Genomic DNA, 19,884 nt, shown 5'->3' on the forward strand with positions numbered 1-19,884 from the left:
GCGCTGCCCTCCGATCGCACTAAGCGCCAGTCGAAGCTCTTGCTCAGCCAAGTGCTCGCGATAGTGGGCGTCACTGCTTGCCGGACAACGGAATCACCAGGGTCAACCAGAGGTTCCAGCCCTCGGCGCGGTTCTTGGCATCAAACTCGTAGTAACCCTTGAGGTTGCTGTACCAGAGTTGTTCGCCGACCTTGAAGAAATGCCCGGCCTGCGGACCCACGCCGCTGACCCTGGATTTGAAGTCGCCCAGGGTGGCGCCGCTGCCGCTATCCCCGGTCAACTGGTGGTAGAAGTAGCCGACCAGGCCCATGTGCGTCTGCCCGGTGATAAAGTGCGATGCGCTCCAGTCCAGGTGGGCATCGATGCCATTCTGGTAGTCGACATCGGTGTTTTCCCAGTTGTACGTCATGCCCGCCACGGCGGAGAATTCGTTCTCCTTGTCGAAGTAGGTGTAGCCGCCACCGGCATCCAGCGAGGCATGCCCCAGGCCAATATTGACCAGACGATCGGGGTCGTAGGCGCCGACCGGAATGTTACCCATGCTGTACGCCATGAAGTTGTGCACGCCGTGATTCCACTTCAGCGTGCCCAACAGGTAAAGGTCGCTGCCACCGTTGAGGCTGTCGTCGACACCGCCGGAAAAGCTCCGGCCACGCGGGCCGGTAATCGTGGCGTCGACACTTACTTCGGAGCGTCCCACCGCGGCGACCATCGAAACCGCGGCCTGGGCGCCCAGCAAGGGTTCGGCGAAGGTATAGGTGGGGCTGGCGAACAGCAGATCGGCCTTGGCATCCAGTCCCAGGGTGCTCCGGCCTCCACGGGGGAAGGGTTTGTTTGCGCTTTCGTCGGCACTGACGTGGTAGTAGATCAGGGGCAGACTCCAGCCGGGCTCGGTGGGCGCGGCGGCCAAGGCCCCGAACTGGCCCGGAAGCCAGAAACTGATGCCACCTTCGTCAGCCTGCGCCGCGGCTGCAGGTAACAGAACCAGCAGCCCTAAAATCCTTTTGGTTTTCGTCATCGATCATCTCTACTCGGACCCCGCAATTGGGTGGAGTCTAGAGGCTGCGCGTCCATGCGCAAGGCGAAACGGCCTCAGAGCTGCTCGTCGTCCATGGCCAGCGCGGCGTCGCCGCCGTGGATCACGGCATGCGCCAGGCCACTGGCGCGGGCGAGTATATGGTCGGCATAGAAGCGCGCTGTCACCAGCTTGGCGCGATAGAAGTCCTGCTCCGCGCGGCCTTCCTTCAGGCAGCGTTGCGCAACCAGCGCCGATTCGGCCAACTGCCAGCCGCCCGCGACCGTGCCGAACAGTTCGAGGAAGGGCACCGCGCCCACCGATGCCACCGCCACCCGGGTGTCGTAGCTCGAGACGATGAAATCAACGGCCTGTTCCAACGCCACGATGCCCGGGCCCAGGGCGCGACCGATCGCCTGCAGGTCCTGGTCATCTGCCAGACGCTGCGCAACCGCGTGCATCCGCTCGATCACCCGGCCCACCGCCAGGCCCTTGTCACGCGCGATCTTGCGCCCGATCAGGTCGGCGGCCTGGATGCCTGTGGTCCCTTCGTAGATGGTGGTGATACGTGCATCGCGCAGGTGCTGCGCGGCGCCGGTTTCTTCGATGAAGCCCATGCCACCGTGGATCTGCACCCCAAGGGATGCGATGTCGATCGCATTTTCCGTGCTCCAGCCCTTGACCACCGGGATCATCAGGTCGACAAAGGCCTGGCTGTGCTGGCGCTGCTGCAGGTCGCCATGGCGGTGGGCGGTGTCCATGGCGACTGCCACCTGGCAGGCCAGGGCACGCATGGCCTCGTTGCGCGATTTCATCGACAGCAACATGCGCCGCACATCGGGGTGGCGCACGATGGCGACCTTGTCGCGGCTGCCGGCGCCGATCTCGTTGCCTTGCACACGATCACGGGCGTAGGCGAGGGCACGCTGGTAGGCGCGTTCCGACAGGCCGATGCCCTCGATGCCGACGGAGAAGCGCGCCGCGTTCATCATGATGAACATGTATTCCAGCCCACGGTTTTCTTCGCCTACCAGCCAACCGATCGCGCCGCTGTTATCGCCGAACGCCAGCACCGCGGTCGGGCTGGCATGGATGCCGAGCTTGTGTTCGAGCGACACGCAACGCACATCATTGCGCGCGCCCAGGCTACCGTCGGCCTCGACCAGGAACTTGGGCACCACGAACAGCGAGATGCCCTTTACGCCCTCAGGTGCGCCGGGGACCCGGGCCAGCACCAGGTGCACGATGTTCTCGGTGAGGTCGTGCTCGCCGTAGGTAATGAAAATCTTCTGCCCATGGACGCGGTAGGTGCCATCGGCCTGCGGTTCGGCGCGGCTGCGCACGGCGGCCAGGTCCGAACCTGCCTGCGGTTCGGTGAGGTTCATGGTGCCGGTCCACTCGCCGCTGATCATCTTCGGCAGGTAGGTCTCCTTGAGCAGATCCGAACCGCGCAACTCGATCGCCTCGATGGCGCCGCGGGTCAGCATCGGGCACAGGCCGAACGACAGGTTGGCGCCGTTCCACATCTCTTCGACCAACGCCGACACCAGGCGGGGAAGGCCCTGGCCACCGTATTCCGGCTCACAGGACAAGGCATTCCAGCCGCCCTCGACAAATTGCTGGTAAGCCTTGTGCCAGCCCGTGGCGGTGTGCACCTGACCGTCGACCCAGCGGGCACCTTCGCGGTCGCCGCTGACGTTCAGTGGCGACAACACGCCCTGGGCGAATTTGCCGGCCTCGGCGAGGATGGCGTCGGCCAGGTCGCCTGTGATGTCTTCGCAGCCAGGCAGTTGACTGACCTGGTCGAGGTGGCCGAGCTCATTGAGGATGAACTGCATGTCGCGCAGGGGCGCAGTGTATTGGCTCATGACGGGGTATCCCTGTAGGCAATCGGTAAACTGTAGCAGCCGCGGCCGTTCGCACGGTTTGGGTGGCCAGCTGGCTGGCGTGGTTGCCGAGTAGAGCAGACAGCGGCGTCGGGCGGCCCCACCCATGGTGAGTGGGGAGCAGACACAACTGGATTACATCCCGCTTGCGAGAAGTTTCAAGTAGTGCGGGCTTTCCGATATCGAGTTGTGATCAGTGCCCGCAATGACCTTCAGCGAAGCGATGCCCGTGGGAAAATGCCGGTAGAGTTTCTCGGTATTTGCACGCGGTATGATTTCGTCGTGCTCGGCCACGATCAACAGCGTAGGGACAGTGATTCGAGATGCCTGCTTCCACGATTCAAACTTGTCCTCGAGCAGCCACCTCACTGGAAACAAGGGCATTTTTATCGCGGCGAGATCTTCCAGGCTGCTGTACGGCGTGATCAGGATCAAGCGTGATGCGGGCCGCAGGCTTGCAAGGTGAATGGCAACGCCCGTACCCAGGCTGCGTCCCACGATCACCGTATTGGGATGTTTTGCGTGGACCATGTCAAACAAGGCAAGGGCATCGCGCTGGATTGTCTCCTCGGAGGGGGATCCGGAGCTCCCGCCGAAGCCTCTGTAGTTCAGCAGGTAGATCGCCTGATTGGGGAAGGCTTGGGAAAAGGCGGGCAGGTTACGCGTTACATCCTCGGCATTGCCGCCGAAGTAGATCAACGCATCCGGACCCTCGTGGGGCCTGGCTGAAACCAGCACCTGAGCGTCGGCAACAGGCAGCTTGAGAATCGTTGCGTTGATACTCAGGGTGCGCGGTTGCGGAAAGTAGATAAGGGAACGCTGAAATACGAACAAGGCGGCACAAAGCCCAAGGTACAAGGCTACAACCAGTGCAAAGAGCAAAATGACGGTTCGAAGCATGAGGCTGGCTCCCATCAGGGGCATCCCTGCGAGATGTAGCACAGGGTGGCCAGAAAAGAAAAGCCGGTCCCCGTTCTGCCGACATGGAATCTTGCTCCCGGACCATTATCATTTACATCGATTGTCACCATCGACCCAATGAAGTTCTCTTAAAAATCCTGGCGCGTAACATCTGCTCCATACCAACCCAATACACCCGGAGCACACCACCATGAAACGCCAACTCATCCTCAGCTTTGCTTTCTCGGTACTGGCAGCCAACGCTTTCGCCGCATCCTCGGCTCAACCGGTTGTTGCCGAAGGCGGTTCGGATCGCCTGATTGAACAACGCGTCGCCGAAGGTGGCTCCGATCGCCTGATCGAGAATCGCGTTGCTGAAGGTGGTTCCGATCGCCTGATCGAGAATCGCGTCGCTGAAGGTGGCTCCGATCGTCTGGCCCAGCATCGTGCATGAGTCGCCCATCTGCAGTACCCCACCCCAAAGCCCGGCCTTACCCGCCGGGCTTTTTTTATGCTCAATTATATCTGTAGAGAATGTACATAATTATCACCGCATCGTCTTTGAGACTCGTAAATTGGATTGAGGCACACGCCTGTGTCTTTAACCCTGTGTATATAAAGGATGGTCCAATGAATAAATATATTTCTCTGATGCTGTTTTCGCTTTTTTTGATTTCGGGCTCCAGTTTTGCAGCCTGCACATCTATTAATGGTCCTTTCCAATCTGCGGGTCTGGCGGCCGGGGCTACTTTTGTTGCATAGGGTCCCTTCACAACCCAGACGCCAGCGCGCTGCCAAGTAGTGATCGAGTTCGCGGTGAATGTTCGCAGAGGTCAAAAACCTACGCTACGACTGGAGAGGAAGGTCGATGGCTCGTGGCAGTCGATGGTAGAGTCCAGCTCCGGTAGTCTGTCAACAATAACCCGTAACGGTACGTATCGGCTTGTACTAAGTAATGATTCACTCGGGGCGGTTTTCTATAGTGGTACTTACCGGCATAACCTGTAGCAGCGTTGGACAGCGACTCGGATCGCCGAGTCGCTGTCTCTGGTCAGGCAAAGATACTGATGGACAGGTTATTGCTGTCTGGTATTGTAAATTGGGCAAGGGCGCGAGTCACCTGATTGAGCTTTGTCAAAGAGTCCACCCCGTTCTGGGCGGACGAGTCACCGCTCGCGACGATTGCAGTTGAACCCGCAAGTTGACGTTCAAAAACAGCATAGGCATTAATGAGCTTGTCCTGGTTTTGTTGTCTCCCTGACGCGTCGAAATCGCCGTCTGCATAAATGAATCCAGAAAATACGCTTCGGTCGATCAAGTCCGCGTCATACAATAATCGCCCCAGTGTAACCAGTTCTCTCTGGCTGATTGAAGTGAGGTCGTAAGTGGCTACTTCATCTTTGATTGCTTTGAATTTATCACTATTCAAAGCATTGACGAGTGTTTTAGCCGCCTTGTCGCTGTCGTCGGTCGCCACGGCGGGTGCCTTGTTCATATTCGCGTCGACGCTGGGGCTTGCCTGGATTTGCACTCTGGTCGGCATCCAGTTGCCGAGGAATACATCAAGTTGATCTCCTCCAGGGCGGCGACTGCACGGCACAGTAGCCTGCCTGGGAGTTAATCCAGGGCTCATGAAAGCGTTGATATTGAAGAAGAACGACCAGTTGCCAGCGCAAAATATCACACCCGCGGACGCAGCCTTACGGCAGCTGCTACAGAAGACGTTGATGCAAAGAAATGGCGGAAGGCAGCGGGAGTCGAACCGCCGGGTCAAAAACGACATCAAGGCCAACCCGCAAGTGCTTGAAACCTGGCTGGCGGGCGTCAGCAAGCGGGACGGCAAGCCCGCCGTGGAAATTGCCAAGGCCAATCGGGTGCCTTGACGGGCTGCCCTTTGCGGCGGATAACTCAACCCGTACGAATAAAGCGCCGGACCTGTTTGGGCCGACGCAAGACTAAACGCGGTAATGATTTCGATAATAATAATTAAAGCATTCTCTACAGGGATTGAAACATAACGTTTTAGCTGCTGATCAATGATGTCGCCAATCACGGGTTATTTAAAATATACGCGACCTCTTTGAAGAGAGGATCCTATGCAAAAGCACGCGTACACAATTAACTGAAGAAACTGTGCTGATTGGATCCGGGATCATGACTCTTTGATTGGACGCAAGCATTGGCAGGCAGACCTGTCTATATAGGGCTTCTCCATGCCGACAAAGGTGGTTGGTGCAGGGATGACCTTTTTCCGTTCGTCGGCAGCGTTGTCAAAATTGTGAACTCTTTTGCAGCCTGTCGTTCTGACCTTGGGTGGCTGCCGTAGGCCGAGTGCCTACCAACAATAATATAGATGATGATCCCGTTGTGCGGGTTTCCGGACCCAACACAGGAGTCCATTCATATGAGTTGAAGTTAATCGGCAGATGCTTTCAGATAAACGAGCCTTCATAACGCTCCAGTTTTCATACTGGTAGGGTGATTAACCAATTAAGCACACACCTGATGTGTCGGGATATAAACAATTAGTGAGGTCGCCATGGGGTTTTCAATGATATCCACGCTGTTGGCAGATAAACAATTTTTGGAGTTTCTTCGCTTAGGAATTGTGTACTCCCACCTGATAGCTTGCTGTGTCGCTATCGGTTCGGTTGTGACCAGTGACATCGCCATGGTCCGGCAGTTGTTCAAGGCTGAACGCTGTTCTGAACGTGATGCTCATGACCTTACAAGTTTGCAAAAAACAGTTTCATGGTCATTGTTAATGCTGTGGGTCACCGGTTTCGCCATCATCGGTATCGATCTTGTCGACAAGGGATTGGTGTATTTCGAAAATCCCAAGCTCCAGGCGAAGATCGCCGTTGTGATGCTCCTGACGCTTAATGGATTCGTTTTGCACTCAGCCGTGCTGCCTGCGGTTCAGCGTGTCGGTTCGCTGCTCGACCTGAGCGTCGGTATGCGGACACTGGCCGTGTTCAGTGGTGCCTTTTCCGCCGTTTCCTGGTTCTATGCAGCGATGCTCGGTGTTGGCCGTCCGCTGGCCTGGAAATACTCCTTGCTCGAACTGATGGCGGCTTATCCGCTGCTGATCGTCGTTGGTTTTATCAGCATGATGCTGCTCACTCAATGGTCGAAGAAAACCCTCGAGGCCAGGGAAAACGGCTGGGACAAAGCGCCTGACGTGGCTAGCGCTTAGCATGGTCATATGAAATAGCCCCGGTTTACAGACAGTAGACCGGGGCTTTTTCATATCTGCCATGGCTGCGCGTGAGTGGTCGGCGGCGTCCAGGTGTAATCCTTGGACGGTCTCGATTGTCAGCTATCGCTAATACCTCCCCACTTGTGGGGAATTGCCTCTGAAATGGATAGTTTTGGGATCGATGTTTTCGTCTTGAAAAATCTGAATCGAACGTTGAGCACTAGGGCCCTGGCACTATCTTTCTTATGCCCTCGATTTCATGTGGCGTAGAAATTGCGTTGATATTACTGCCCTTTAGCCAATTGCGCTGCTGGCTTTAACCGCCCCGCAAAGAATCCTTCTTGAAGCCAATCATGGAACCCAAACGATGGCCTCATTAGAAATCTCCCGGGAATTACTGTACCTGCTGGAACACATCCATGAAAAAATGGCGTACCAGTCTTAAGTCCAAAGACCCACAGGTGGTCGAGCACGCCCGTATAGAGCATGCAATCTATAAAGGTGAGTTGGTGGATTATTTGGACGAAGCGATTGAAAATGCGCTGAAAAATTCGCCACAAAGGTCGGACGAATAATTCTCGTTTCACACCTGAAGATGCTGTGGCCGCCTATGTGTCGCTCGGCATAAAGCAACTGCGCAGGACGCCGACCGAAAGGCTAACGCACTTATGCCCAATCGCAACCTGGTTTGCCGCGGCACAGCATGCGGTCAAGGCTCCAGGCACCGCCACCGGCTGCGACCAAGTATAGAAAGATGAAGCAGAACAGGATGGCCGGTTCGCCGTTATTCAGGATTGGAAACAACCCTTTGGGAGCATGCCCGATAAAATAGGCGAAAGCCATTTCACCTGACAGGATAAAAGCCGCAGGTCGCGTGAGCAGGCCGAACAGCAACAATAGCCCACCGACCAACTCGAGTGCGCCGGCGAAGCCAATCAGGGAAAACAGGTTCAATTCATCGAAGAAGGCGACATGGGGGAAACCAAGCAACTTGGCGGTGCCATGCTGGAGGAAGAGGAAGGCGGTAACGATCCGCAGCACACTGAGCAGGCGCGGGGCCCAAAGCACATTGAGCTGGGAAAGGAGGGCGGACATAGGCTGATCTCCTGAACGAGATTGAGCGTCGAAAGCCGACGCTTAAATGCGAGGGCACATAGATGAGTTAGAAGTGTAGTACGAAGCGAGTGAACAACCCCCTGAAAGACAGGGTAACTTTCGGCCTGAGGCCAAGTTGAGATTGTCCAACAGCACGGGTTCCGCGCCGGTATCCGACCAGAAGCCCAGCACCATATGGGCCTGTTTTGTTGAGGCGAGTGTCGTGTAAACGAGACGCAGATTGCTCTCGGAAATGCCGAGCAGTTGCAGGGTGAAGTACTTGGCGAGGGCAAAATCCTCGCAGTCGCCAGCGCCCTGTTCGAGGGTTTCCAACGGCGAGGCCCAGTAGTCGGTTTGCTCCCACACGTCGGAAGGCGGCACTGATGACGAAGTCCCCAGCAACCTCATGTTGCACCGGGTCGGCGCCCGAGCCTGGTTGAGTCGGGTCATGATCACCTGGGGGCTGGTGTCATGGACGTTGCGCGCGCCCAAGGATCAACAGCGGGTGCATCAGGGCCAGGCAGGCGAGGTTGCGAGTAACACCTGGCGCTTGAAATCAGCGTCTCCAGGCAGGCGTTTGAAAATGGCCGAAGCCTTCAGGGGCTTCGGCTGTTTTTTGTGTCCTTCATTTATCGGTGTTTCTCTGGTGGCTGCCGCGGCGCGGCTATAGTGTGTTATCGGCATCAAGTCTGTTGTCAAACTCACTTCAAAAGGAGGTAACGGCCATGCCACTGGTGCTCGATTCTCCCGCTTTTCATGCCCAAGGTCCGATACCGGCGCGCTACAGCTGTGAAGGCAAGGATGTTTCTCCGCCGTTGAGCTGGAGCGGTGTGCCGTCAGGCACCAAGAGTCTGGCGCTGATCGTGGACGACCCGGACGCGCCGGACCCCGCTGCCCCCAGGATGACCTGGGTCCATTGGGTGCTCTATAACTTGCCCGTGGGAACGACTGAGCTGCCCGAAGACCTGCACACGCTGCCACCCGGCACGCTACAGGGGCTCAACGACTGGCAGAAAACCGGCTACGGTGGACCTTGTCCGCCTATCGGCACCCACCGGTATTTTCACAAGCTCTACGCGCTGGACACCGTCTTGCCGGACCTGAAGCAGCCCACCAAGGCCCAACTCGAAAGCGCAATGCGCAGCCATGTCCTGGCACAGGCCGAGCTGATCGGTACCTATCGTAAAACGAGGTGAGGATTAATTTCTTTAATGCCCACGTCGAAGCTCGCCTTGTAGCCAGCGAAGTCGTCGCAGACCAGCTTGCCGCCCCAGCCGTGCAGGAAGTTTCTGGCATGCTCGCCGGCACGGCTTGGGCTGAACTCAAGGACAGCTTCGTGCGATACCCCCACCAAAGATTGCAGTTGCACACCACAGACGCCAACCCATTGCGCCAAGGTCGAGCTGACGGTTCGATTGCGTTCCAATGTAGTGATATCGCTCCATTGGAGCCGGAGGCAGGGTTTACGGTGCCTGCGTCTTGTTGAGCCCCCCCAGGAATCCATTTTGCTGGAGCGAGTTCATTCCGTCTGGAAAGCACGACTGCGCATAAACACAGGCGCTTTAGCGGTATTTCCGGGTCTGGCATATAACTTGCTCCTACTCCTCTGTCCGGACCGATAAGCAAGTTGTTTGTTTGGTTTCAGGACCACGAACAAGAAGAGGAGGAATCATGGAAACAACACGTATTGGTTCGAACTTGAACCCAGATATCGAAAGGCTCCCGATATGGCCGGAAGGCGCTTTGTGCTTGAACTTGTGAACCTTATAAAAACAATTCCACTTGCAAGGTAAAAGAACAATGGAACATTCGACTCTTGGTCACCGGCCTGATAGGGAAGAACATGAACTCAAGCGTAATCTGTCCAATCGCCATATCCAACTGATCGCCATCGGCGGCGCAATCGGCACCGGCCTGTTCATGGGGTCGGGCAAGACCATCAGCCTGGCGGGCCCCTCGATCATCTTCGTCTACATGATTATTGGCTTCATGCTTTTCTTCGTCATGCGGGCCATGGGCGAACTGCTGCTATCCAACCTCAAGTACAAATCATTCATTGATTTCTCGGCCGATCTCCTGGGACCCAAGGCCGGGTTCTTCACCGGATGGACCTACTGGTTCTGCTGGATAGTCACCGGCATTGCCGACGTAATTGCCATATCCGGCTATTCACATTTCTGGTTCCCGGATATCCCTCAATGGTTACCGGCACTTGGCTGCGTTGGCCTGTTGCTGTCGCTGAATCTGATTACCGTGAAGATGTTCGGTGAATTGGAGTTCTGGTTCGCCATGATCAAGATCGTGGCCATTTGCGCCCTGGTCTGCACCGGGCTCTACATGGTAGTCACGGCTTACCAGTCGCCTGCCGGCAATTACGCGTCCCTGACCAACCTGTGGAATGACGGAGGGATGTTCCCCCATGGCGTGATGGGATTCTTCGCCGGCTTCCAAATCGCTGTCTTTGCCTTCGCCGGAATTGAACTGGTGGGCACTACCGCTGCAGAAACCAGGGATCCGGAGCGCAATCTTCCGCGGGCGATCAATTCAATTCCTCTGCGCATCATCGTGTTCTATGTGTTCGCGCTGATTGCCATCCTGGCCGTTACCCCTTGGCGCGAAGTCGTTGCCGATAAAAGCCCCTTCGTCGAACTCTTCGTGCTGGCCGGCCTGCCGGCAGCCGCGGGAATCATCAACTTCGTGGTGCTGACTTCCGCGGCTTCTTCGGCCAACAGCGGTGTCTTTTCAACCAGCCGCATGCTTTACGGCCTGGCGCTGGATGGCGATGCACCGAGCAAGTTCAAGGCTCTTTCCAAACGCGCAGTGCCCTCCAACGGACTGATCTTTTCCTGTGCCTGCCTGTTGTTGGGTGCGCTGGTGATCTACCTGGTCCCGAACCTGATGGATGCGTTCACCCTGATCACCACAGTCTCGGCAATCCTGTTCATGTTTGTCTGGTCGATGATCCTGCTGTCCTACCTGGCGTATCGCAAAAAGTGCGATGGCCTGCATCGTGCATCGAGCTACAAGATGCCGGGTGGAATAGTCATGGTCTGGATCTGCCTGACCTTCTTCGCCTTCATAGTTGCACTGCTGGCCCTGGAAGAAGACACCCGCAAAGCGCTGTTCTTCGTGCCTGTCTGGTTTGTGGTGCTGGGCCTGTCCTATCGATCCATTCGCCGAAACAAGGCGGAGGTCGCGCACCTGTCCTACAAAGCGGATCAATAGTCGCTTTCACGGCATTGTTTCTGCCAGGGGGCGGCACAGGAAGTGCCGTCTCCCAAGTCGTTTCTTGACTGGGGGCTGCTGAAGAGGGCTCTACTGATTTCATGGGATCCCGGTTCGGCAATGGCGATCTCGACCTGATGCAAGGCGCACGAACCGCAGCGTCCAAGGCTTAACGACACTCAGGGCTCGCCATGCGAATACACGTCACCTTCATCGACCGCGTCGGCGTCACCCAGGAAATCCTGGCGCTGCTGGGCGCGCGCAACCTCAACCTGGACGCGGTGGAGATGATCCCGCCGAATGTCTACATCGATGCCCCCCGACCCTGTCCCAGGCGGTGCTGGACGAACTCCACCACGCCCTGTCGACTGGCTCCGGCCATCCATCGGCTACTGCTGGGCAATCGCTGGTCGGGCAATGTGCGCCAGCTGCAGAACGTGATCTTCCGTGCCGCCGCCATCAGCGAAGGCGAACTGATCGACTGCGACAGCCTGGAACTGGCCGGCACTGCCCTCAACACCCAGCAGGCCGACCCCATGGAAGCCACCAGCCTGGAAGAGGCAGTACAGGGCTTCGAGAAGGACCTGCTGCAACGTCTCTACGCCGCCTATCCGTCCACCCGCCAGCTGGCGGCCCGGCTGAATACCTCCCATACGGCGATCGGGCAGCGACTCAGGAAGTACGGGATATCCCGGTAGGGCTCCTATTTGGAGCCGATTTTCTATGGGGGCGAATTCATTAGCTTCGCAGTCAAGCCCGGCCGGCAGCAGCCCCCGGCAGCTTCTACAGGCTGTGCCGATTAGCGTCCAGCCTGTTTATTCAACGCCTCTTCAGCCGCTGCGATATCTGCCTGTCGCTTGCTGATCATGTCGCCCACGGGCGGGCCCTGGAAGCGCCGGGCTTCGAAGGCGAACCAGACGATCGCTGTCAGGATCAGAAAACCGATGGTGATGTACAGCGCCCAATCGTTCGGCGGCTGGATGCCGATGACGAAGATCAGCACCATGGAAATGATCGAGAGGATGGCGAACAACGAATACAACCCGCGCCCCATGTTCCACGGGCCCATGGTTGGCCACTTCGAGGTCCCGAAGGTAAACAGGCCCAGCACGATGGGAATGATGAAGGAGAAGAACAGGAAGATCACCGTACAGGAGACCACGATGGTGTAGACCGGCGTTTCACCGATCGATATCACGGAAGATCCCCAGACAAACAATACCGCCAGCGTGGCACCGGTCCAGATCGCCGCCACCGGGCTGCGATGGGTCGGCGAGACCCTGGCCAGCGCCTTGGAGAAGGGCAGGCCGCCGTCACGCGAGAAGGCGAAAATCATGCGCGAGACCGAGGTCACGGTCGCCAGCCCGCAGAGCACCTGCGAAATGAAAATCGCCAGGTAAAGCGCCATCTTGATGGCGGGGTTAACCTGGGTATCCATCGCCCAGAAGAACACGTTCCAACCCTGTTTCGCGGCCTCGTCCAGGCTCGGTAGCATCAGGACGAATGCGCTGAGCATAAGCCAGCCGAACAGCAACGACCAGACTACCGACATGACCATGCCCAGCGGCACCGACCAGGCTGCCTGGCGGGTCTCCTCGGAGGTATGTGCGGAGGCGTCATAGCCGGTGATGGTGTAGATCGGCAAGAGCAGGCCGAGCATGAAGATCCAGCCATTGGAGACTTCTGGCCAGACGTTGCCGCCGGCTTCGCCGGAGTAGTTGCCGAAGGTCACCAGGCGGGCGAAGTCATAGCTGGGTGCTGCAAGCAGGCAGACGATGGTCAGCGTGAACGCGGTGGCGAAGATCAGATAGCCCGAGAAGTCGGTGAGCTTTGCGGTCAGGCCGATACCGAAGTGATTGCACAAGGCCTGAAGGCCCGTCAGGATCGCCAGGAAAATGACCCGTGTGGTGGTTGTGTCCTCCATTCCCAGCGCCGGGCCGAAGGCGCCGTAAAAGAAGTAATAGGTACCGACGTTGATCGCGCCGAGCACCGTCACCAGCCCCAGCAGGTTGAACCAGGCCGTCAGCCAGCCGGTGAAGCGATTGCCGAGAATCGAGCCCCAGTGATAGAGGCCGCCGGCGGTGGGGTAGGCCGAGGAAATCTGGGACATGGCCATGGCGAAAACCCCGGAGATCAGGCAACCGAGCGGCCAGCCGATGCCGATGGCCGCACCGCCCGCACCCGAGGTGCCCTGGGCCAGCGAGTTGATGCCACCGGAGAGGATGCAGATGATCGAAAAGGAAATGGCGAAGTTGGAGAACACGCCCATTCGGCGCGACAGTTGCTGGGCATAGCCCATGCTGTGCAACAACTTGACGTCATCGTCGTGCGGCGCATCGACGCCGGGTTGGCTTACTGGATCCATGATGTCTGCCCCTTGGTAGGTTTAGGTACATTGCCGAGCGGGCTGACTGCTCTAAATCCGGCCCTGGTAAGCCGCCGCGAAAATCTTCGCAGCGTCGTCCCGTGTCAATGGCAGCGGGTTGCCGCCTGCGGAGGGGTCGACAATCGCCATGTCCGCGATCAAGTCGGCCTGTCGATCATCCACCCCCAGATTGGCCAGCGTATGCGGCACGCCAATGTCCTTGCGCAATTTGAGGACGAAGGCCAGGAAGCTGTCGAAGCCCGGGCTTGGCAAGCGCAGATAAGCCGCCAGGCGCGTAATGCGTTCCTCGATGGCCGGGCGATTGAACTGCAGCACATAGGGCATCAGGGTGGCATTGGTCATGCCGTGATGAGTGTCGTACAGGGCGCCTATCGGGTGCGCGAGCGCGTGCATGCCGCCCAGGCCTTTCTGGAATGCGGTGGCGCCCATGGCAGCGGCGGCCAGCATTTGCCCGCGAGCCTCAAGGTCCGAGGGTGTCAGCACTGCCCGTACCAGGGCGTTGGCCACCAGGCGCATGCCTTCCACCGCGATGCCGTCGGCCATGGGATGAAAGCCGGGGGCGCAGTACGACTCCAGGCAATGGGCAAACGCATCCATGCCCGTGCCGGCGGTGACCTTGGCCGGCATGCCGACCGTGAGGGCCGGGTCGCTGATGACCACGCGCGGCATCATTTTCGGGTGGAAGATGATGCGTTTGGTATGCGTACGCTCGTCGATGATCACCGCCGCACGGCCCACCTCCGAACCGGTACCGGCGGTGGTCGGTACCGCGATGACCGGGGCGATACGGCTTTCGTCGGCGCGTGTCCAGTAGTCGCCGATGTCTTCGAAATCCCAGACGGGGCGGGTCTGGCCGCTCATGAAGGCGATGAGCTTGCCCATGTCCAGGCCGCTGCCACCGCCGAAGGCGACCACGCCATCGTGTTTCCCTGCGCGCCAGGCGTCGAGCCCGCCGGCCAGGTTGGCTTCGACCGGGTTGGGCTTGAGGTCGCAAAACAGCGCAACGCCCAGGCCCGCGCCACGCAGGGCGTCCAGCGCCGCCGTGGTGATCGGGGCGCGCGCCAGGCCACTGTCGGTGACCAGCAAGGGGCGCTGGATACCTTGGCTGCGGCAGGTATCGGCCAGTTCGGCGATGCGGCCGACACCGAAGCGGATGCTCGTGGGGTAGTTCCAGTTTCCAGTCAGGCTCATGGGCTAGATCTCGTGGCGCAGATGGAAGGACTTGGCTCGGGTCAGGTGTTCGTAGCCAATGCGCGACAGGGTTACGCCGCGCCCGCTGTTCTTCACCCCGGTCCAGGCCAGGGCCGGGTCCAGGTAATCGCAGCGGTTCATGAATACGGTACCGGTGGCGATCTCGTCGCCGATGCGTTCGGCGGCGGCCAGATCCTGCGTCCAGATGGATGCGCTGAGCCCGAACGCACTGTCGTTCATCAAGGCGATGGCTTCGTCGTCGCCGCTGACCGGCATGATGCCCACTACCGGGCCGAAACTTTCTTCGCGCATCAACGCCATGTCATGGGTGACGTCAACCAGTACCTGCGGCGCAAGGTAGGCGCTGCCAGGCGCGTTGGCAGCGAACGCCTTGGTATCGATCAAGGCCCTGGCGCCGTGCACCATGGCATCGGCGATCTGCCCACGGACGAACTCGGCGGCGTCCGGCGAGACCAGCGGGCCGAGGGTGGTGGCCTCGTCCAACGGGTTGCCCAGCACGTATTGGCGGGTCAGGTCGACAAAGCGCTCGACAAAGGCCGGGTAGATTTTCCTGTCCACATAGATGCGCTCGATGGCGCAGCAACTTTGCCCTGAGTTGAAGAAGCTGCCGTCCACCAGGTTTTCCACGGCATGCGCAAGGTTGGCGTCGGCCCGCACATAGCCCGGATCCTTACCGCCCAGTTCCAGGCCAATGCCGAGGAAACGCCCCATGGCGGCGGCCTCCATGACCGTGCCGGCCTGTACGGAGCCGGTGAAATTCACCTGCTGCACACGCCCTGAAGTGATAATGGCTGTTGTCTGCCGATGATCGAGCAGCAGGTTGTGGAACAGCCCTGCGGGCAGGTTGGCCCGGCGCATCGCCTCGGCGAAGCGCTCGCCCACCAGCAGGGTTTGCGAGGCGTGCTTGAGGATGACGCTATTGCCGGCCATCAGCGCCGGGATGATCGAGTTCACCGCGGTCAGGTAGGGGTAATTCCATGGCGCGACGACCAGGACCGTACCCACCGGCTCGCGTTTGATCTGGCGCCGAAAACCCGCAACAGGGGCGGGCTCGACCGCCGCCAGTGCTTCAGGCGCAATGGCGATCATGTGCCGGGCGCGTTCTTCGAAGCCGCGCAGCTCGCCGGCGCCATAGCGTACCGGGCGGCCAATCTGCCAGGCCAGTTCCGGCACGATTTCGTCCTTCATCGCCAGCATCGCGTCCACGGCGGCGCTGCACAAGGCGGCGCGTTCGCTCAGTGGCCGGCGCTTCCATTGCGCCTGGGCGGTGCTGGCCGCCACCAGCGCCTGCTCGATCTGCGCCGCATCGGCGTAGCGGCGTTCGGCGTAGACCCGGCCATCGACCGGTGAAATGAGTTGAATGTTGTTTGTCATGGCGTACTCAATAGCGCTCAAAGCCGCGCCGCAGTTCCCAGTCGGTTATCCGCCGGTCGTACTCTTTCTGCTCCCATTCGGCGGTGTGCACGTAGTGGTCGATCACTTCATCGCCCAATGCCTCACGCAACATGGTCGAGGCCCGCAGCGCGCTGCAGGCGTCACGCAAGGTCTTCGACACTTCAGGTAGATGCTCGTCGAGGTAGGCGTCGCCTTCGAAGGGCGGTGCGAGGTTGAGCTTCTCGTCGATGCCGGCCAGGCCCGCGGCGATCAAGGCGGCGAAGGCCAGGTAGGGGTTGAGGTCAGCGCCGCCGATGCGGCATTCGATACGGATGGCCTTGCTGCCTTCGGCGCACAAGCGAAAGCCGGCAGTGCGATTGTCCCGGCTCCACACCGCCCGGGTCGGCGCGAAAGTACCGGCCTGGAAACGCTTGTACGAATTGATGTAGGGCGCGAGAAAACAGGTGATGTCGTTGGCGTATTTGAGCTGCCCGGCAACCCAGGAGCGCATCAGCTTCGACATGCCAAACTCGGCCTTGGGGTCGAAGAACAGCGGCTTCTTGCCGTTCTTGTCCCACAGCGAATTGTGGATATGGCTGCTGGAACCGGCCAGGTCATAGCGCCACTTGGCCATGAAGGTGACCGCCTTGCCCTGCAGTTGCGCGATTTCCTTGCTGGCGTGCTTGATGATGACATGGTGGTCGGCCATGGTCAGGGCGTCGGCATAACGGATGTTGATCTCTTCCTGGCCAGGCCCCCATTCACCCTTGGAGTTTTCCACGGGGATGCCCGATGCCTGCAGGTGTTTGCGGATCGCGCGCAGCACCGGCTCCTCGCGGGTGGTCTGGAGGATGTTGTAGTCCTCGATGTAGTGACCGGCGGTTTTCGGGTTGTGGTAGTTGCGCTCGTGAATGGTCTGGTAGCTCTCGTCGAACAGATAGAACTCCAGCTCGGAGGCGAACATGCCGGTGTAGCCACGCTCGCGCAGGCGCTCGATCTGCTTTTTCAGGATCGCCCGCGGGCTGTGCGGCAGGTCGCGCCTGTGGTGGTGATCAAGTACGTCGCAGAGCACCAGCGCCGTGCATTCGAGCCAAGGCACGCGACGCAGCGTGGCCATGTCGGGCTTGAGCACGAAGTCGCCATAGCCTTTGCTCCAACTGGCAGCGGCGTAACCCGGCACCGGCTCCATGTCGATGTCGTCGGCCAGCAGGTAGTTGCAGCAGTGGGTTTCTTCATGGCCGCTGTCGATGAAAAACTCGACCTGGAAGCGCTTGCCGACCAGTCGCCCCTGCATGTCGACCATGCAGGCCAGGACGGTGTCGATCTCGCCGGCGGCAGCGGCGCGCTTGAGTGCTTCGAAGCTGAGGAGAGGCTCGGTCATCACGTCCGTCCTGCACGAAATGTCTGGGGCTGTCTCAATACGCTCTTCAGAAAAGCGCAGCACCTGTACGAGTGAGCGATGAGTTGCCAAAAGCTTAGCCTACTACCGCTATGCGCAAGTCCCGGCGATTCGAAACCTCTCCCTCGTTCCCAATTCGCGCAAAGCCCTGGATTGACAATCAAGAGGCGAGGGTCTAGCTGTTGAATCAAGACGCCTGGCGTTCTGCTGCAAGCGTCGGTCACACCTGGAGTGACGTCATGAGTGAGTTCGTCAAGGTCGCCCGCATCGGCGACATCGCGCCGGGTACCGGCAAGACCCTGAACCTGAGGGGGACGCCCATCGCACTGTTCAATGTCGACGGCCAGTACTTCGCCATCCACAATACCTGCCCGCACGAAGACGGCCCGCTGGGAGAAGGTGAGCTCTGCGGCAGTGTCGTGACTTGCCCCATGCATGCCTATGAGTTCGACGTGATCAGCGGCGAATGCCTCACCGAATCGGCTTATCAAGTCGAGCGGTTCGAGGTTCGGCTCGATGGCGACGAAATCCTGGTGCGGGAATCGACGGATGCGTGATGGGCGGTGGGCGGGCTTGAGTCGTAAATCTGGAAAGTGGATGAAACTACAGGTCTAACGTATTGAAATTATGGAATATCCACACTTTTCAAAGAACATGCCTGCTAAATAGAGGGAAGGAGTATAGTTAAAAAACGATCGAATCGTCCTGCCTGAGGCAGGAGGAATCAACGATGAGCACTGACAATGCCAAGGTCCGCGAACTCAGCAGCCGGGCGTACAAGTATGGCTTCGTCTCCGACCTCGAGAGCGACGCGGCACCGCGCGGGCTCAACGAAGACGTCATCAGCCTGATCTCGGCCAAGAAGAACGAGCCGCAATGGCTGCTCGACTGGCGCCTGAAGGCCTATCGCCACTGGCTGACGATGCGCGAGCCCACCTGGCAGAATGTCCACTACGCGCCGATCGACTACCAGGACATCATCTATTACTCGGCGCCCAAGCCGAAAACCGCGGGGCCCAGGAGCCTCGACGAGGTCGACCCCGAGCTGCGCGAAATGTTCGGCAAACTCGGCATCTCCCTCGCCGAACAGGAGCGCCTGACCGGTGTTGCGGTGGACGCGGTGGTCGACTCGGTCTCGGTGACAACCACCTTCAAGCACAAGCTCGCCGAGGTCGGCGTGATCTTCTGCTCCTTCTCGGAAGCCGTGCAGAACCATCCGGACCTGGTACGCAAATACCTGGGTTCGGTCGTCCCCTACAGCGATAACTTCTTCGCCACACTGAACTCGGCGGTGTTTTCCGACGGCTCCTTCTGCTACGTGCCCAAGGGCGTGCGCTGCCCAATGGAGCTGTCGACCTACTTCCGCATCAATGCCGCCGATACCGGCCAGTTCGAGCGTACGCTGATCGTCGCCGAGGAGGGCGCTTATGTCAGTTACCTCGAGGGCTGCACCGCACCGATGCGCGACAACAACCAGTTGCACGCGGCGGTGGTCGAACTGGTCGCGCTCGATAGCGCCCAGATCAAGTACGCCACGGTGCAGAACTGGTACCCGGGCGATGCTCAAGGGCGTGGCGGCATCTTCAACTTCGTCACCAAGCGCGGTAAATGCGCCGGCGCGCACTCGAAAATTTCCTGGACCCAGGTTGAAACCGGCTCGGCCATCACCTGGAAGTATCCGGGGGTGATTCTCCAGGGCGACTATTCGGTCGGCGAGTTCTACTCGGTCGCCCTGACGGCCAACCACCAGCAGGCGGACACGGGCACCAAGATGATCCACATCGGCCGGCACACCCGCAGCACCATCCTCTCCAAGGGGATCAGCGCCGGGCATGGGCAGAACACCTACCGCGGGCTAGTGAGGATCCAGAAAGGTGCGACCGGTGCCCGCAACCATACCCAGTGCGACTCCCTGCTGCTGGGCAGCCAGTGTGGCGCGCACACCTTCCCTTATATAGACGTGAAGAACCCGAGCGCCCAGGTCGAGCACGAGGCCTCCACGTCGAAAATCAGTGACGAGCAACTCTTCTACTGCCGGCAGCGCGGCATCCGCGAGGAGGACGCGGTGCCAATGATCGTCAACGGTTTCTGCCGCGAGGTGCTCAAGGAACTGCCGATGGAGTTCGCGGTGGAAGCCCAGAAACTGCTGGGTGTGAGCCTGGAGGGCTGCGTGGGCTGACGCCCGGGGTGGAG

At 59.2% G+C, this 19,884-nt stretch carries 17 protein-coding genes and 5 pseudogenes; 11 read left to right on the top strand and 11 right to left on the bottom strand.

Features of this window, described 5'->3' with window-relative positions; translation table 11 throughout:
• Nucleotides 1-70: 70 nt before the first annotated feature.
• From NVV94_RS12570 to NVV94_RS12580, 3 genes are all read right to left on the bottom strand, one after another.
• Nucleotides 71-1,018 (bottom strand): transporter, encoded by a 948-nt coding sequence (locus NVV94_RS12570; RefSeq protein ID WP_258447443.1) that lies wholly within the window; start codon nucleotides 1,016-1,018, stop codon nucleotides 71-73.
• Between the two features lie 74 nt (nucleotides 1,019-1,092).
• Nucleotides 1,093-2,883 (bottom strand): acyl-CoA dehydrogenase, encoded by a 1,791-nt coding sequence (locus NVV94_RS12575; protein ID WP_258447444.1) that lies wholly within the window; start codon nucleotides 2,881-2,883, stop codon nucleotides 1,093-1,095.
• A 153-nt stretch (nucleotides 2,884-3,036) separates the two neighbouring features.
• A complete protein-coding gene (locus tag NVV94_RS12580) occupies nucleotides 3,037-3,801 on the bottom strand; it encodes an alpha/beta hydrolase (RefSeq protein WP_258447445.1) in 765 nt (254 codons plus the stop codon).
• Nucleotides 3,802-4,012: 211 nt separating this feature from the next.
• Here NVV94_RS12580 and NVV94_RS12585 point away from each other — a divergent pair.
• Together NVV94_RS12585 and NVV94_RS12590 are read left to right on the top strand one after the other, a co-directional pair.
• Nucleotides 4,013-4,249 (top strand): annotated as a pseudogene (locus NVV94_RS12585) (hypothetical protein); the annotation flags it as partial.
• A gap of 182 nt (nucleotides 4,250-4,431) precedes the next feature.
• Entirely contained in the window at nucleotides 4,432-4,563 is a 132-nt protein-coding gene (locus NVV94_RS12590; protein WP_258447446.1) for a hypothetical protein, read from the top strand.
• A gap of 289 nt (nucleotides 4,564-4,852) precedes the next feature.
• Here the strand turns inward: NVV94_RS12590 and NVV94_RS12595 are convergent, their stop codons facing one another.
• Nucleotides 4,853-5,296, bottom strand: a complete 444-nt coding sequence (locus tag NVV94_RS12595) for a hypothetical protein (RefSeq protein ID WP_258447447.1) — start codon at nucleotides 5,294-5,296, stop codon at nucleotides 4,853-4,855.
• A gap of 286 nt (nucleotides 5,297-5,582) precedes the next feature.
• Here NVV94_RS12595 and NVV94_RS12600 point away from each other — a divergent pair.
• The 3 genes and pseudogenes from NVV94_RS12600 to NVV94_RS12610 form a co-directional block, all read left to right on the top strand.
• A pseudogene (locus NVV94_RS12600) lies at nucleotides 5,583-5,684 on the top strand (glycine/betaine ABC transporter substrate-binding protein); the annotation flags it as partial.
• A gap of 656 nt (nucleotides 5,685-6,340) precedes the next feature.
• Complete coding sequence (locus tag NVV94_RS12605) at nucleotides 6,341-6,997, top strand: hypothetical protein (RefSeq protein WP_258447448.1); 657 nt, start codon at nucleotides 6,341-6,343, stop codon at nucleotides 6,995-6,997.
• A gap of 422 nt (nucleotides 6,998-7,419) precedes the next feature.
• On the top strand, nucleotides 7,420-7,575 hold the full coding sequence (locus NVV94_RS12610) for a hypothetical protein (protein ID WP_258447449.1): 156 nt from the start codon (nucleotides 7,420-7,422) through the stop codon (nucleotides 7,573-7,575).
• A 91-nt stretch (nucleotides 7,576-7,666) separates the two neighbouring features.
• On the opposite strand, the gene NVV94_RS12615 is transcribed toward NVV94_RS12610, so the two are convergent.
• Both NVV94_RS12615 and NVV94_RS12620 read right to left on the bottom strand, forming a co-directional pair.
• Complete coding sequence (locus tag NVV94_RS12615; RefSeq protein ID WP_258447450.1) at nucleotides 7,667-8,095, bottom strand: DoxX family protein; 429 nt, start codon at nucleotides 8,093-8,095, stop codon at nucleotides 7,667-7,669.
• Nucleotides 8,096-8,137: 42 nt separating this feature from the next.
• Nucleotides 8,138-8,503 (bottom strand): transglutaminase-like cysteine peptidase, encoded by a 366-nt coding sequence (locus tag NVV94_RS12620; RefSeq protein ID WP_258447687.1) that lies wholly within the window; start codon nucleotides 8,501-8,503, stop codon nucleotides 8,138-8,140.
• Here NVV94_RS12620 and NVV94_RS12625 point away from each other — a divergent pair.
• Together NVV94_RS12625 and NVV94_RS12630 are read left to right on the top strand one after the other, a co-directional pair.
• Nucleotides 8,484-8,567 (top strand): annotated as a pseudogene (locus tag NVV94_RS12625) (MFS transporter); the annotation flags it as partial. The gene NVV94_RS12620 and the pseudogene NVV94_RS12625 sit on opposite strands and share 20 nt — an antisense overlap.
• Nucleotides 8,568-8,820: 253 nt before the next feature.
• Nucleotides 8,821-9,291, top strand: a complete 471-nt coding sequence (locus NVV94_RS12630) for a YbhB/YbcL family Raf kinase inhibitor-like protein (protein ID WP_258447451.1) — start codon at nucleotides 8,821-8,823, stop codon at nucleotides 9,289-9,291.
• 5 nt (nucleotides 9,292-9,296) lie between these two features.
• Here NVV94_RS12630 and NVV94_RS12635 read toward each other — a convergent pair.
• Nucleotides 9,297-9,497, bottom strand: a pseudogene (locus NVV94_RS12635) (transposase); the annotation flags it as partial.
• A 398-nt stretch (nucleotides 9,498-9,895) separates the two neighbouring features.
• Here NVV94_RS12635 and cycA point away from each other — a divergent pair.
• Both cycA and NVV94_RS12650 read left to right on the top strand, forming a co-directional pair.
• Nucleotides 9,896-11,320, top strand: a complete 1,425-nt coding sequence (gene cycA / locus NVV94_RS12640) for a D-serine/D-alanine/glycine transporter (RefSeq protein ID WP_258447452.1) — start codon at nucleotides 9,896-9,898, stop codon at nucleotides 11,318-11,320.
• 356 nt (nucleotides 11,321-11,676) lie between these two features.
• Nucleotides 11,677-12,018 (top strand): annotated as a pseudogene (locus tag NVV94_RS12650) (TyrR/PhhR family helix-turn-helix DNA-binding protein); the annotation flags it as partial.
• Between the two features lie 101 nt (nucleotides 12,019-12,119).
• On the opposite strand, the gene NVV94_RS12655 reads toward NVV94_RS12650, so the two are convergent.
• From NVV94_RS12655 to NVV94_RS12670, 4 genes are read right to left on the bottom strand one after another with little or no spacing between them, the layout of a single operon-like run.
• A complete protein-coding gene (locus NVV94_RS12655; RefSeq protein WP_258447453.1) occupies nucleotides 12,120-13,685 on the bottom strand; it encodes an amino acid permease in 1,566 nt (521 codons plus the stop codon).
• Nucleotides 13,686-13,736: 51 nt separating this feature from the next.
• Complete coding sequence (locus NVV94_RS12660) at nucleotides 13,737-14,897, bottom strand: iron-containing alcohol dehydrogenase (protein ID WP_258447454.1); 1,161 nt, start codon at nucleotides 14,895-14,897, stop codon at nucleotides 13,737-13,739.
• Between the two features lie 3 nt (nucleotides 14,898-14,900).
• Entirely contained in the window at nucleotides 14,901-16,292 is a 1,392-nt protein-coding gene (locus NVV94_RS12665) for an aldehyde dehydrogenase family protein (RefSeq protein WP_258447455.1), read from the bottom strand.
• Between the two features lie 7 nt (nucleotides 16,293-16,299).
• Nucleotides 16,300-17,673, bottom strand: a complete 1,374-nt coding sequence (locus tag NVV94_RS12670; protein ID WP_258447456.1) for a glutamine synthetase family protein — start codon at nucleotides 17,671-17,673, stop codon at nucleotides 16,300-16,302.
• A gap of 257 nt (nucleotides 17,674-17,930) precedes the next feature.
• On the opposite strand from NVV94_RS12670, the gene NVV94_RS12675 reads away from it, so the two are divergent.
• Entirely contained in the window at nucleotides 17,931-18,248 is a 318-nt protein-coding gene (locus tag NVV94_RS12675) for a Rieske 2Fe-2S domain-containing protein (protein WP_258447457.1), read from the top strand.
• A gap of 173 nt (nucleotides 18,249-18,421) precedes the next feature.
• A complete protein-coding gene (sufB, locus tag NVV94_RS12680) occupies nucleotides 18,422-19,870 on the top strand; it encodes a Fe-S cluster assembly protein SufB (RefSeq protein ID WP_258447458.1) in 1,449 nt (482 codons plus the stop codon).
• Nucleotides 19,871-19,884: the final 14 nt, after the last annotated feature.

The organism is Pseudomonas sp. LS1212 (assembly GCF_024741815.1).
Classification (GTDB): Bacteria; Pseudomonadota; Gammaproteobacteria; order Pseudomonadales; family Pseudomonadaceae; genus Aquipseudomonas.

Coding starts and splice junctions, on each gene's coding strand:
- NVV94_RS12605 (WP_258447448.1), top strand. CDS start 6,341: ATGGGGTTTTCAATGATATCCACGCTGTTGGCAGATAAACAATTTTTG.
- NVV94_RS12675 (WP_258447457.1), top strand. CDS start 17,931: ATGAGTGAGTTCGTCAAGGTCGCCCGCATCGGCGACATCGCGCCGGGT.
- NVV94_RS12670 (WP_258447456.1), bottom strand. CDS start 17,673: ATGACCGAGCCTCTCCTCAGCTTCGAAGCACTCAAGCGCGCCGCTGCC.
- NVV94_RS12590 (WP_258447446.1), top strand. CDS start 4,432: ATGAATAAATATATTTCTCTGATGCTGTTTTCGCTTTTTTTGATTTCG.
- NVV94_RS12615 (WP_258447450.1), bottom strand. CDS start 8,095: ATGTCCGCCCTCCTTTCCCAGCTCAATGTGCTTTGGGCCCCGCGCCTG.
- NVV94_RS12595 (WP_258447447.1), bottom strand. CDS start 5,296: ATGAACAAGGCACCCGCCGTGGCGACCGACGACAGCGACAAGGCGGCT.
- NVV94_RS12580 (WP_258447445.1), bottom strand. CDS start 3,801: ATGCTTCGAACCGTCATTTTGCTCTTTGCACTGGTTGTAGCCTTGTAC.
- sufB (WP_258447458.1), top strand. CDS start 18,422: ATGAGCACTGACAATGCCAAGGTCCGCGAACTCAGCAGCCGGGCGTAC.
- NVV94_RS12655 (WP_258447453.1), bottom strand. CDS start 13,685: ATGGATCCAGTAAGCCAACCCGGCGTCGATGCGCCGCACGACGATGAC.
- NVV94_RS12575 (WP_258447444.1), bottom strand. CDS start 2,883: ATGAGCCAATACACTGCGCCCCTGCGCGACATGCAGTTCATCCTCAAT.
- NVV94_RS12660 (WP_258447454.1), bottom strand. CDS start 14,897: ATGAGCCTGACTGGAAACTGGAACTACCCCACGAGCATCCGCTTCGGT.
- NVV94_RS12570 (WP_258447443.1), bottom strand. CDS start 1,018: ATGACGAAAACCAAAAGGATTTTAGGGCTGCTGGTTCTGTTACCTGCA.
- cycA (WP_258447452.1), top strand. CDS start 9,896: ATGGAACATTCGACTCTTGGTCACCGGCCTGATAGGGAAGAACATGAA.
- NVV94_RS12620 (WP_258447687.1), bottom strand. CDS start 8,503: ATGAGGTTGCTGGGGACTTCGTCATCAGTGCCGCCTTCCGACGTGTGG.
- NVV94_RS12665 (WP_258447455.1), bottom strand. CDS start 16,292: ATGACAAACAACATTCAACTCATTTCACCGGTCGATGGCCGGGTCTAC.
- NVV94_RS12610 (WP_258447449.1), top strand. CDS start 7,420: ATGAAAAAATGGCGTACCAGTCTTAAGTCCAAAGACCCACAGGTGGTC.
- NVV94_RS12630 (WP_258447451.1), top strand. CDS start 8,821: ATGCCACTGGTGCTCGATTCTCCCGCTTTTCATGCCCAAGGTCCGATA.